The organism is Alphaproteobacteria bacterium HT1-32, from assembly GCA_009649675.1.
In the GTDB taxonomy this organism is placed as follows: domain Bacteria; phylum Pseudomonadota; class Alphaproteobacteria; order Rhodospirillales; family HT1-32; genus HT1-32.
In genome coordinates, this window is the sequence record WJPL01000003.1 from 79,152 (window position 1) to 92,596 (window position 13,445).

Below are 13,445 nucleotides of genomic sequence, written 5' to 3' on the forward strand. Positions count from 1 at the left end.
GCATCAGAAAGCATCCAGATAAGACCAGTATTTATTATATATTTCAGTTGGTTGTTCAGAGTATATCAGATTTTTAAAAAACATTGCCGCAATCATAAATGAATGCATAATGCACTTTAATGATAACGGAGGACCACCATGAACGGACCGCATTTTCTGCAGATACCTGGCCCAACCAATGTGCCGGAACGCATTCTGAGGGCCATGTCCCGCCCGACCATCGATCATCGCGGCCCCGAATTTGGTGAAATTGGCCGTCGCGTCCTGAGTAACGTAAAGACGCTGTTCGGCACCAAAAGCGACGTCATCATTTTCCCCGGGTCCGGCACTGGCGCCTGGGAAGCGGCTCTGGTCAATACGCTGTCGGAGGGTGACAGCGTTCTAATGTTTGAAACCGGCTGGTTCGCAACATTGTGGGACCGCATGGCAACCAAACTGGGAATCAAGACAGAGTTTCTGTCGAGCGACTGGCGTCGCGGTGCCGATGCATCAGCCATCGCTGAACGGCTGAAAGCCGATAAGGGCCACACAATCAAGGCGGTCTGTGTGGTTCATAATGAAACATCAACCGGCTGTGTCAGCCCAATTACCGCCGTCCGCAAGGCGCTCGACGATACGGGGCATCCGGCTCTGTTGCTGGTCGACACCATCTCGTCGCTCTGTTCAATTGAATACAAGCATGATGAATGGGGCGTTGATGTCACGGTTTGCGGGTCGCAGAAGGGCATGATGCTGCCACCGGGAATCAGCTTCAACGCGGTCAGTGCCAAGGCACGTGAAGCCGCAAAAACCGCCGGTCTGAAACGGTCCTACTGGGACTGGGAAGAGATGATCAAGGCAAACGCCACCGGATATTTCCCTCATACCCCGGCGACCAATCTGCTTTATGGTCTCGACGAGGCACTGAAGATGCTGATTGAGGAGGAGGGCATGGAGAATGTCTTCGCCCGTCACAAGAAACTGTCAGAAGCAACCCGCCGTTGTGTGCGTCACTGGGGCCTGGAAATTCAGTGCGCTGATGAAAATCACTATTCTGACAGCCTGACCGCCGTGCGTCTGCCGGATGGCAACAGTGCCGACGCACTCCGGGCCACGATTCTCGACAATTTCAACATGTCCCTCGGTAATGGTCTTGGTCAACTGGCCGACAAGGTCTTCCGGATTGGCCATCTCGGTGAATTCAATGAACTGACACTGATCGGCACGCTGGGCGGTGTCGAAATGGGGCTTTCAATGGCACAGGTGCCGCATACATCCGGCGGTGTCGGGGCAGCTGTGGACTATCTGGCCAGCGTCGCCCGCTGACAAAACAGATAAGGGGCGGTGAAGTGTCGTATTTTGTTCTTCGCCGCCTCTGCCCCCAACATCACTTCACGACGATCAGGAAACAGCAATGCCCGGACCTCTTGACGGCCTGAAGGTTATTGAACTGGCCCACATCATGTCAGGCCCGACCTGCGGGATGATGCTGGCCGACATGGGCGCCGATGTCATCAAGATCGAAAAGGTGCCGGGTGGCGATGATACCCGTCGCATGACGCCCCCGGTCATCGCCGATCAGTCTGCCGCCTTCATGATGATGAACCGTAACAAGCGGGGTATGGCGATTGATCTGAAGACGGAAGGGGGGAAGGAAATCCTGCTCCGCATGGTCCGGGAGTCAGATGTCATTCTGGAAAATTTCCGCCATGACACTCTCGACCGGCTTGGGCTGGGTTACGAGCGTCTGCGAGAGGAAAATCCGGCCCTGATCTATTGTGCGGTCTCAGGTTTTGGCCGAACCGGTCCCTATGCAACACGCGGTGGCTTTGATCTCGTCGCGCAGGGAATGAGCGGTCTGATGAGCATTACAGGCGAGGGGGATGGCCGGCCGCCGGTGAAGGTCGGGGCACCGGTCTCTGACACTACCGCCGGCGTTCTGGCTGCGATGGGCATTCTGGCTGCCTACATCAATCGCCTGAAAACCGGGAAAGGACAGATCGTAGACGCCTCACTGTTTGAGGCCGCGATCATGCATACCTACTGGCAATCAGCCATCTGCCTTGCGACCGGCGACAGCCCGAAACCAATGGGATCGGCGCACCCCCTGAATGGTCCTTATCAGGCATTTCAGACCGCAGATGGCTGGGTCAACATAGGTGGCGCCAATCAGGCGAACTGGGAACGGATTGCCCGGACCACAGGATTGCCGGAACTTATCGATGATTCCCGGTTCAGGACAAATGCCGACCGCATGGCCAATCTCAAAGAACTGGAGGGCCTGCTGACCGCCGAGCTTCGCAAGCATCCCAGTCAATACTGGCTGGAACGGTTCGAACAGGAGGGTGTGCCAGCCGGCCCGGTCATGAGCATCGCCGAAATGCTCGAAGACCCTCATGTAGCAGATCGCGGCATGGTCACAACCGTGGAGCATCCGACAGCTGGCAAGGTGAAGACCCTTGGTTTACCGGTTCATTTCTCAGAAACACCCGGTTCCGTAAACCGGCCAGCCCCCCTGTATGGCGAGCATAACGCGGAAGTTTTGTCCGAATTTGGATTCACTTCCGATGAAATCGCAGAATTCCAGTCATCGGGTGCGGTCAGAGCCGATAAATAAGCAGAATAAGATTAGTCGACAGATTCTTATTCAGACTTCAATTCGCCATGATGCCGCATCAATACCGCGGATAAGATATTTTGAGAGCCTCTATTTCAGAATTTATAAGCAATTTTAGGCATTTTTTGCTCTAAATCCGAACTATGTGACAACCGTCACTTCGATTAGCCCCCCCGCAATCTAACTCATATATCAGGCAGGCACAGATATGTGACCCAGTGTTTTGCAGGTTGCAGACACGCAAACCGATAGGAATAAGAGTATGGCTGACGAATGGAACCCGAAAGACGGCGCGCAGGACCTGGATGACCTGACAGTCCTGCAGCGGACCGATAACGCGAACCTTGATGCTGAAGAGCAGGAAAAACAGGGTTCCGGGGACGATGCTGGCGAAGACATGCAGGGCTTTGGCACACTGCATACCGGCAGTCAGCGTACTCAGGATGAAGTAAACAACGCTATTGGTGCAGGTGCCGGCCAGCAATCTGGCGCTGCGGCTGGCGCAGAAGATTCTGAATCCGACGGAACAGACACAGGACCGTCCGGAAACCGGAATTCTTCTGACGCAAGGACAGGCAGTCAGCAGGGTGTCTCTGGCGATACCGGATATGATGATAATCAGAACAGCAATGCTGAAGGCCAGAACGGCCCAGGAGCAGAAGGCAATCGGGAAGATGCCGGTGCATCTTCCGGTAATGAACAGGGTTTCAGTGGCGCACAGCGCACAGCCGATGAACCTGACGAAGAACAGGCAACCGGGGCAGACCAGTCTACATCGGGGGGAAATCAATCCGGTGGGGGCACCGAAGAAGAATTTTTACAGACAGCGGAAGCACAGGTCGGACCGCAGGCAGGGAATGATGAGTTCAGCCTTGGGGAAGACTCTGTTGCGACATTCTCCGTTCATGAGCTTCTGGCGAACGATGCCGATGGAAACAATGATATTCTGGTCGTCACCGCGGTAGGAGATGCTGCCCACGGGATCGTCAGCTGGGATCCTGAAACTGGTCAGGTCACTTACACTCCTGATGATGATTATAACGGCCCGGATTCCTTCACGTATACCGTTTCTGACGGAAATGGCGGTTTTTCCACTGCAACAGTCAACCTCACCATTGACCCGGAAAATGACGACCCGGTAACTGTCGACGACGTCTTCGCTGGTTCTGAAGATAATGTCATGACCTTCTCTGCGGCAGACTTGTTGTCTAATGACAGCGATGTCGATCTGGACAACCTCTCTGTCGACAGCTTCACACAGCCGGCGAATGGCACACTGACATTCGAAGACGGTGTCTTCACCTTCACGCCGAATGAAAACTGGAATGGCGAGACCTCGTTCGATTACACCATTGTTGACGGGCAGGGCGGAACCGCTACTGGCTCGGTGTCCCTGGACGTTGCCGCCGTCAATGATGGCCCGGTCGCCGTGGATGATGTCTTCGCCGGTTCTGAAGACAATGTCCTGACCTTCTCTGCGGCTGACCTGCTGGAGAACGACAGCGATGTTGATCTGGACAGTCTCTCTGTCGACAGTTTCACACAGCCTGCAAATGGCACACTGACCTTCGAAGACGGTGTCTTCACCTTCACCCCGAATGAAAACTGGAACGGTGAGACCTCGTTCGACTACACCATTGTCGACGGGCAGGGCGGATCAGCCACTGGCTCAACCACTCTGGAAATCGCCGCCGTCAATGACGGTCCGGTCGCCGTGGATGATGTCTTCGCCGGTTCTGAAGATAATGTCCTGACCTTCTCTGCGGCTGACCTGCTGGAGAACGACAGCGATGTTGATCTGGACAGCCTCTCTGTCGACAGTTTTACACAGCCTGCAAATGGCACCCTGACATTCGAAGACGGTGTCTTCACTTTCACGCCGAATGAAAACTGGAACGGTGAGACCTCGTTCGACTACACCATTGTCGACGGGCTGGGCGGATCAGCCACTGGCTCAACCACTCTGGAAATCGCCGCCGTCAATGACGGCCCGGTCGCCGTGGATGATGTCTTCGCCGGTTCTGAAGACAATGTCCTGACCTTCTCTGCGGCTGACCTGCTGGAGAACGACAGCGATGTTGATCTGGACAGCCTCTCTGTCGACAGCTTCACACAGCCTGCAAATGGCACCCTGACATTCGAAGACGGTGTCTTCACTTTCACCCCGAATGAAAACTGGAACGGTGAGACCTCGTTCGACTACACCATTGTCGACGGGCAGGGCGGATCAGCCACCGGCTCAACCACTCTGGAAATCGCCGCCGTCAATGATGGCCCCGAAGCATCTGCAGATTCGGCTGAAACCGGCTATCGCGAAGCTGTTACAATCGATGTCCTCGACAATGACAGTGATCTGGATGGCGACAGCCTTAGCATCAGTGCAGTAAACGGCCTTTCAAATGGCACTGTGCAGGTTGTGGATGGTAAAATCGTCTATACACCGAATGATGAATTCTCCGGTCAGGAAACCTTCAGTTATACGGTGACGGATGGAAATGGCGGATCACAGACCGCGACGGTGACCGTTGATGTTGCAGCCGGTACTGTCTTTTCCGATGAAGGCGACACCGTAAACTTCAACGAGGTTTCTGCGGAAGATTATCAGGACGGGCAGCAATATGCTTCCGGTGACGGCGACGATGTTGTCACGCTGGCGGGTGCTGCCGGCCAGACCGAACATGGATTCGATGGCGGCGAACAGTTTTCGGCAGGGGCCGGAAACGATACCGTTACCGGCGGTGACGGTGCTGACAATATTGATGGTGGTGTCGGCAATGATGTCATCACTGGTGGTGCCGGTGGCGACACGCTGGCTGGCGGTGATGGTGACGACAACCTGACCGGTGGCGCCGATGATGACATTATTCAAGGCGGCGAAGGTTCTGGCGACACAGCCAATTTTTCCGGTAACCGTGCCGATTATACCGTTATTTCCAATGAAGATGGCAGCTACACGATTATCGACAATGTAGCGGGCCGTGATGGTACAGATCAGGTCTGGGGCGTCGAGAATTTCAGCTTTGCTGATGGACCGATTGCAGCAGACGACCTGATTCCGGAGGAAATGTTTACGGAAAACGATGACACCGTGAATCTGGCTGATGCGGACCCCGATTACGGAACAACCGAATCCTATGATGCTCTGGACGGCGACGACACGGTCACCGGCGGCGATCAGAATGATGTTATTTCCGGCGGGGCCGGGAATGATAATCTGGACGGCGGGGCAGGCAACGATACCTTGCGGGGTGACGATAACGGCAACACGCTGGTTGTCCGCCTGGGTGGCGAATCCTACAACGGTGATCCCCATTACCGCATTGTCGTGGATGGTGAGACCCTGGCAGAAGGGGATGTCACCTGGTCACGGGACACGGTTGCAGAAGGCTCCTATCCTGACCTGTCACAGGCAGAATACCGTGACATTACGGTAACTCTGCCGGAAGGAACTGATCCCTCGACCATTCAGATCATGTTCACCAATGATGCCTACCGGCGTGATGTCGGGGACAGAAACCTCATCGTTGACCGCATTGTCTATAACGGTGAAGTAATTGAGGCTGAGACTGCCGGTGATTATCGCGACGGCGGACGTGAGCGTATGCCCTGGGGCGGAACCATGGCGTTCGATGTTTCCGGCAAAGGCAATGCCGCAGAAGCCGGCAACGATACGCTGTCCGGTGGCGCAGGTGACGACACGCTGCTGGGTGGTGGTGGAGATGACGTTCTGAACGGCGGCGCAGGATCTGACACAATCGTCGGCGGCGCAGGGTCTGACACATTTGTGCTGTCCGGCAATTATGAAGATTACACCATCACCGAAAATGAGGACGGCTCGTTTACGGTGACGGATACGGTGGATGGCCGCGACGGCTCCGACACTGTCAGCGGCGTTGAAAATTTCCAGTTTTCAGATGTCACCTACACCAGCGAACAACTGGTTGAACTGGGCGGTCTGCATATCGTCGGCGACAATAATGCCAACGATCTGAACGGAGGCGCCGGCGGTGACACCATCGAAGGTCTGCGCGGTCATGATGAAATTCATGGCGGTGCCGGAGATGACACGATTGATGGCGATGAGAACAACGATACGCTCTATGGTGGCGAAGGTAATGACATCATTGATGGCGGGAACGACAACGACACCCTGTTTGGCGGGGAAGGCGATGACCATCTTCGGGGTGGCCATGGTACGGACACACTGGATGGCGGTGTTGGCAATGATACCTTCTACATGGAAGGTCGCAGCGACTATGACGCCAACGATGTTCTGAATGGCGGCGAAGGAACCGATACGGTCAAGGCCCTGAATGATGGTGATATGACCTTCAGCAATTTCACGGCTGACAATTCAATCGAAGTTGTCGATGGCGGGAACACCGAAAGCCGTATTCTTGGCGACAATAACGACAATATTCTCGATTTTTCCAACACCACACTCACCAATATTGGCGAAATCGACGGCGAGCGCGGCGATGATACCATCACGGGCAGCGCCGGCGATGACAGCATCGATGGTGGTGATAACGACGATATCCTTTTTGGCGGCGCAGGCAGCGACAATCTCTATGGCGGTGCCCATGATGACACGCTCTATGGCGGAGATGGTGACGATACACTGCGCGGCGGTCACGGCACCGACACCCTTTATGGCGGTGACGGTGACGATGTGTTCGTGATGGAAGGACGCAGCGACCGGGATGCCGATGATGTGCTGTATGGTGGCGCCGGAACCGATACGGTTCGGGCCGAAAATGATGGAGATATGACGTTCCGGAATTTCACCGCCGATAATTCGATAGAAGTTGTTGATGGTGGAAACTCTGCCAGCCGTATTCTTGGCGACAACAACGCCAACACTCTCGATTTCTCGAATGCCACCCTGAACAACATTCGCGAAATTGACGGCGGTCGTGGCAGTGACACCATTACCGGCAGCAACGGTGATGACAGCATTGACGGTGGCGATCAGAGCGACACTGTCTATGGCGGTGCCGGCAATGACAGCATTGATGGCGGTGCCCATGACGACACGCTCTATGGCGGTGATGGGAACGATATTATGCGTGGCGGTCACGGCACCGACACTCTGATCGGTGGTGACGGTGACGATACCTTCGTCATGGAAGGTCGTGGTGACCGTGATGCCGATGATGTGCTGGAAGGCGGTGCAGGTACGGATACGGTAATGGCCGGGAACGACGGGGATCTGTATTTCAATGACTTCAGTGCTGATAACTCTATTGAGGTTGTCGATGGCGGAAATTCCGCCAGCCAGATCAAAGGTGACAGCAGCAGCAACACCCTCGATTTCTCAGAAACACAGTTGAATAATATCAGCAGGATCGATGCGGGTCAGGGGGATGACACTGTTATCGGCAGCGCCGGAGATGACTCGATCTATGGCGGGAACCACGACGACCTCCTGATGGGTGGTGCCGGCAACGATACACTGGATGGCGGTGCCCATGACGATACGCTGGATGGCGGTGCCGGTGATGACATTCTTGCCGGCGGGCATGGCAATGACCTGTTCATCTTCCGCCTTGGCGAAGGAAATGATCAGATTTCCGGTGGCGACGGGTGGACCGATACGGTTCGCGTCGAAGGTGCGGACGGTGCACCAGGTGAAGCGGAGTCAGGCTGGACCCTGCATCTTGATGAGGGAGAGATCCTCGAACAGGGTGTTGACGAGGATGGCAAGGAGTATATCCGCCTGACCGAGGATGCGAGCGGTCACTTCGAGACGACAGAAGGCGAAAGTGTCGAGTTCACAGGCGTTGAACGTTTCGAATGGTAACGACTTCTTGAACCGGCTGTAATCTGACGCGGCCCCGCCCGGAAACTCCGGGCGGGGCCGCTCTGTTTCCACGCTGCCATCCTCCCGGCAGGCTTGCCGGCACCCCCTCGGCCAGCAGATAAGTTGCACCCTGTCCGGCAGGCAGGTAGCGTTGATCATTCGTGACCTCGGGAACAGGGGATAGCGCGCCAATGAAGCGCAGTCTTTATCGCTACATCATGGCGTACAGCAAGCGGGAGCAGATCGTGCTCGTGCTGACGGCGCTGATCTCTCATCCCGTGCTTTACATGACGTTCAAGCTGCCGGAGGTCATCATCAATGATGCCATCGGCGCAGGCGAGGGCCCCAGGGAGCTTCCGGTTTTCGGCATTCCCCTGACCCAGCTTCAGTACCTTGTGGTTCTGTGTGTACTGTTTCTGATTCTCGTCTGCATCAATGGCGGGCTGAAATACTTCAACAATGTCTATCGCGGGGCCATGAATGAGCGGCTGCTGCGACGCCTCAGATTTATCCTGTTTCATCGTATCCTGCGTTTTCCCGTATCGCATTTTCGCAAGCTGTCGCAGGGCGAGGTTGTCTCGATGGTGACGGCCGAGACCGAGCCGGTTGGCGGGTTCTTTGGTGATTCGATTGCGTTGCCGGTCTATCAGGGCGGCATTCTGATTACCGCACTTGCCTATATCATGTACGAAAACACGATGATGGGTTTCATCGCCATTTCGACCGTCCCGGTCCAGATGTACATCATTCCGAAAATGCAGAAGGTGGTGAATAACCTCGCACGGGAACGGGTCCGGACTGTGCGGCAGCTCTCGAACCAACTGGGAGAGAGCGTCGGTGGCATCTATGATTTGCATACGCATGATACCTCCGAATATGAGTCCACAAGGATCAGCGCAACACTCGGTGAGATCTACTTCATCCGGCTGCGGATCTATATCTGGAAGTTCCTCATCAAGTTTCTGAACAACTTCCTGGCACAGCTGACTCCTATCGTTTTCTACCTCGTCGGCGGCTATCTGGTCATGACCGGAAGCTATACCGTTGGTGCCCTGATGGCCTCCATTGGTGCACACAAGGAACTGGCAGCCCCCTGGAAAGAGTTGCTTGGCTGGTATCAGCGGCTTGCCGATGCCCAGATCAAGTACGATCAACTGCGCGAGCAGTTTGACACCGAAGGCATGCTCGACGAGGAAATGCTGACGAGTGACCCCGACAAGTCAATCCAGCTGACCGGCAATATCGAGGCGTCCAATCTCAGCCTGACCGATGACGAAGGGGTAAAACTGATCGAGAGCGCCAGCTTCACCCTGGAGCAACCCAGCCGCGTTGTGATTACGGGACCGGGGGGCAGTGGAAAGGGGCAGCTTGCACACGTTCTCGCACGCATTCTTCCGCCAAGCGGCGGCAGCATCAAGATATCAAACCATACCTTGTTCGACCTGCCGGAATCCGTAACCGGTCGCCAGATCGGATATGCCGGCTCTGAGTCTTTCATGTTCAATGCGTCAGTCCGGGAGAACATTCTCTATGGCCTGCAACGCCGGCCAATGCGTGATGCCGATTATGATGATGAACAGGCTGCCGAGTTTCTGCGGCAGAAGACAGAAGCAGAACGGTCCGGAAATCGGAATCACGACATCAATGCAGACTGGATTGATCTTGATGCAGCCGGTGCAACAGACCGGGAAGATCTGAATCGCAAACTTCTGAAAGCACTTGATGTTGTTGAAATGTCGAATGACATCTTTCAGATGGGCCTGCAACGACAGGTTGACCCTAATATCCGGAAGCGACTGACAGCGGGCGTTCTTGAGGCCCGCGAACGCCTGCGCGAAGAACTCGAAGGCCCGATGCTGAAGACCATGGTCGAGCTGTTTGATGGCGACAAATACAACAGGAACGCCTCGCTTGCTGAGAACCTGTTATTCGGCACACCTGTCGGGAGTGAATTTGCACCGGAGAATCTGTCCCGGAACGCCTATCTTCTGGAAATCCTGAAACAGGACAACCTGCTTGATGATCTCACCCAGGTCGGTCTCCAGATTGCCCGGACAATGGTTGAGTTGTTCTCCGACCTGCCTCCCGGGCATGAATTTTTTGAGCGCTACAGCTTTATCAGTGCCGACGACCTGCCCGAGTATCAGTCGGTTATTCGTCGGTCAGAACGTGGCGGTATCGCTGAACTGAAAGATGAAGACCGGGCCAAACTGCTGTCGCTGCCTTTCCAGCTGACCGTTGCCAGGCATCGCCTTGGTGTCGTCGACGAGGAGATGGAAGAGCGGATTCTGAAAGCGCGTTCTGCCTTCCATGAAAACCTTCCCGACGACCTTAAAGGATCCGTCGAGTTCTTTGATGCCAATGCCTACAATGCGGCGGCATCCATTCAGGATAATATTTTGTTTGGTCGCCTGGCCTATGGCCGCAGTGAGGCCAAAGAGCGCATTGGTTCGCTGATTGCCGAAGTCATTGATGAACTGGATCTGCGGGGGCCGGTCATGGAAGTCGGCCTGGACAGCTCCGTTGGCATTTCCGGAGGACGACTTTCCGGTGCACAACGGCAAAAAGTCATCCTCGCCCGTGCACTGGTCAAGCAACCCCATATTCTGATCGTCAACGAATCCCTGACATCACTCGACGGATCAGAACGGCGCAGGGTACTCGCCAACCTGCGGGAGGCCTGCAAGGATCAGACAATCATCTGGTTCGACAATGAGGTTGATCCGGAGGGTGAATTTGACCGCCAGTTCGTCATGAAGAGTGGCCGGCTGGTTGATCAGGGTGAACCCGATATCCGTGCAGAGGATGCCGACCCCTCTGACGACGATGAGGATGCAGCAACGGGTGAGGGGCTGGCAGAGGAAGTTCAGTTGCTGCGCGGGCTTCCGCTGCTGTCCGGTCTTGATCGCTCGACACTGAAACTGATTGCCTTCACGTCGGAGCGTCTGACCTTTGAAGCCGGGGAGGAGATGTTCCATCAGGGTGATGAAGGCGATGCCGCCTATATCGTGATGGATGGCGAGGCCGAAATCTGGATCGACACGGATGACGGCGAAGAGATGCTGCGCCCGGTCAAACCAAACGAACTGATTGGTGAAATCGCACTGCTGGCAGAGGTTCCCCGTTCGGCAACGGTGAAGATCACCCGTCGTCTGACAGCTCTCGAACTGTCAAAATCCCAGCTTATCAATCTGATCGAACAGGATCGTCAGATAGCTGTTGAAATGATGCGTGTTCTGGCATTCAGACTGGATGACACAACCAAACGATTACTGACACGCTAAGGCCATCCGTGATTGTTCTTTTTACAGATTTTGGTGTTACCGGCCCCTATACCGGGCAGATGAGCGCAGTATTGATGCAACAGGCACCAACCGTTCCGGTTGTCAGCCTGATGGCAGACGCCCCCGCCATGAACCCAAAAGCATCATCCTATCTGCTTGCTGCACATGACGGCCCGTTTCCGAAAGGCTCGGTCTTTCTCTGCGTTATCGATCCGGGGGTGGGCAGCGTCCGCACACCGGTCATACTTCTGGCAGATGGATGTTATTATGTCGGACCGAACAATGGTCTGTTCTCACAGGTTGTGCGTCAGGCCAGACAGGCGACTGCCTGGGAAATCACTGCCATTCCGGAAAACGTGTCGGCAACCTTCCATGGCAGGGATATTTTCGCCCCGATTGCGGCACATCTTGCCAATGGCAACAAACCAGAAGGCAATCTGATAGATTCCGCCACACTCGACAGGAAATTCTGGAAAACGGACCCTGCCGAAATCATCTATGTTGATGCATACGGCAACCTGATGACCGGGCAACGCGCGACAGTTTCCCGAAGAACTCGTGACAGTGAATGGAACGGGATAACTATCAAGGCCGCCCGAACATTTTCTGACGTCCATCCGGGTGATGCGATTTATTATGAAAACTCCAATGGACTAATGGAAATCGCTGTCCGGGACGGGTCTGCCGCACAACTCTTCAACGCAGGAATCGGCACTCCTTGTCCAGACTTAACTGAATGACCAAAACAGCCTTTGTATTGCTGTTTCTTGAAACTTTCTGTTTTCCGGTAAAAATACTCGCTAAAAAGGTGATGCTGCTTGAATTCACGCCGTTTCTCTTTGATTATCTTATCGAGTATGGAAGATAACTATAAAATCGCTCTAGTAAGTCCGGGAGCGACAGGAATGGCGGGTATTAGCGTATGAGCTTCAAAGTGAAGTTCTGGGGAGTTCGGGGCAGCATCGCATGTCCGTCGGCAAGTCATGTCATCTATGGCGGCAACACCAGTTGCATCCAGATGGTCTGTGGTGGCCGACATCTGATATTCGACGCCGGTACCGGTATCCGCAATCTGGGAATCGAACTGATCCGTCAGGACGTCAAGTTTGCGACCCTGATGCTGACCCACACACACTGGGATCACATCAACGGATTTCCGTTTTTCGGTCCTGCATTCAATCCAAACTGGAATCTGCCGGTTCTTGCCGGGCATCTGCATGACAAGAATGGCGTCGAGAATGTCATTCGTATCCAGATGGCAAATCCGATGTTTCCGGTACCTCTGGAAGCCATGCAGGCAAAGCTGTCTTTTGAAGATTTCAAAGCCGGCGAAACCTTCACGCTGTACGATGATATCGTCGTCAAGACCGTCAATCTGAATCACCCCAATGATGCGACCGGCTATCGGGTTGAATATGGCGGACACGCTGCCTGTTTCATTACGGATACCGAGCATGTGCCGGGTAAACCGGATGAGAACATCCTCCAGCTTATCGAAGGTGCTGACCTTGTCATCTATGACAGCACCTATACGGAAGAAGAATTCCCGGCAAAGGTTGGCTGGGGACATTCAACCTGGGAAGAGGGGCTGAAGCTCTGCCAGATGGCCAAGGCGAAGAAATTTGCCATCTTCCATCATGATCCGGACCACAACGACAAATTCATGGCGGCTCTGGAGCAGGAAGCCCGCGGTCGCTGGGACGGTGTACTCGTTGCCCGCGACAATATGGAACTGACACTCGGCTGATAGTGTCTGAGCCGG

At 54.7% G+C, this 13,445-nt stretch carries 6 protein-coding genes; all 6 read left to right on the forward strand.

Translation table 11 applies throughout. The features are described from left to right. Positions 1 to 138 precede the first annotated feature (138 nt). The 6 genes from GH722_15725 (at position 139) to GH722_15750 (ending at position 13,430) form a co-directional block, all read left to right on the forward strand. Positions 139 to 1,305, forward strand: a complete 1,167-nt coding sequence (locus tag GH722_15725) for an aminotransferase class V-fold PLP-dependent enzyme (GenBank protein MRG73218.1) — start codon at positions 139 to 141, stop codon at positions 1,303 to 1,305. A gap of 88 nt (positions 1,306 to 1,393) precedes the next feature. Next, positions 1,394 to 2,596: a CoA transferase gene (locus GH722_15730; protein ID MRG73219.1), complete on the forward strand. Its 1,203-nt coding sequence runs from the start codon at positions 1,394 to 1,396 to the stop codon at positions 2,594 to 2,596. A 262-nt stretch (positions 2,597 to 2,858) separates the two neighbouring features. After that, positions 2,859 to 8,399, forward strand: a complete 5,541-nt coding sequence (locus GH722_15735; protein MRG73220.1) for a tandem-95 repeat protein — start codon at positions 2,859 to 2,861, stop codon at positions 8,397 to 8,399. 191 nt (positions 8,400 to 8,590) lie between these two features. Then, complete coding sequence (locus GH722_15740; protein MRG73221.1) at positions 8,591 to 11,683, forward strand: ATP-binding cassette domain-containing protein; 3,093 nt, start codon at positions 8,591 to 8,593, stop codon at positions 11,681 to 11,683. Positions 11,684 to 11,691: 8 nt separating this feature from the next. Then, complete coding sequence (locus tag GH722_15745) at positions 11,692 to 12,423, forward strand: hypothetical protein (protein ID MRG73222.1); 732 nt, start codon at positions 11,692 to 11,694, stop codon at positions 12,421 to 12,423. Positions 12,424 to 12,605: 182 nt separating this feature from the next. Then, the gene (locus tag GH722_15750) at positions 12,606 to 13,430 is read left to right on the forward strand and encodes an MBL fold metallo-hydrolase (GenBank protein MRG73223.1); all 825 of its coding nucleotides are present in this window, start codon (positions 12,606 to 12,608) and stop codon (positions 13,428 to 13,430) included. The last annotated feature ends 15 nt before the right edge of the window (positions 13,431 to 13,445 follow it).

Coding starts and splice junctions, on each gene's coding strand:
- GH722_15730 (MRG73219.1), top strand. CDS start 1,394: ATGCCCGGACCTCTTGACGGCCTGAAGGTTATTGAACTGGCCCACATC.
- GH722_15735 (MRG73220.1), top strand. CDS start 2,859: ATGGCTGACGAATGGAACCCGAAAGACGGCGCGCAGGACCTGGATGAC.
- GH722_15725 (MRG73218.1), top strand. CDS start 139: ATGAACGGACCGCATTTTCTGCAGATACCTGGCCCAACCAATGTGCCG.
- GH722_15740 (MRG73221.1), top strand. CDS start 8,591: ATGAAGCGCAGTCTTTATCGCTACATCATGGCGTACAGCAAGCGGGAG.
- GH722_15750 (MRG73223.1), top strand. CDS start 12,606: ATGAGCTTCAAAGTGAAGTTCTGGGGAGTTCGGGGCAGCATCGCATGT.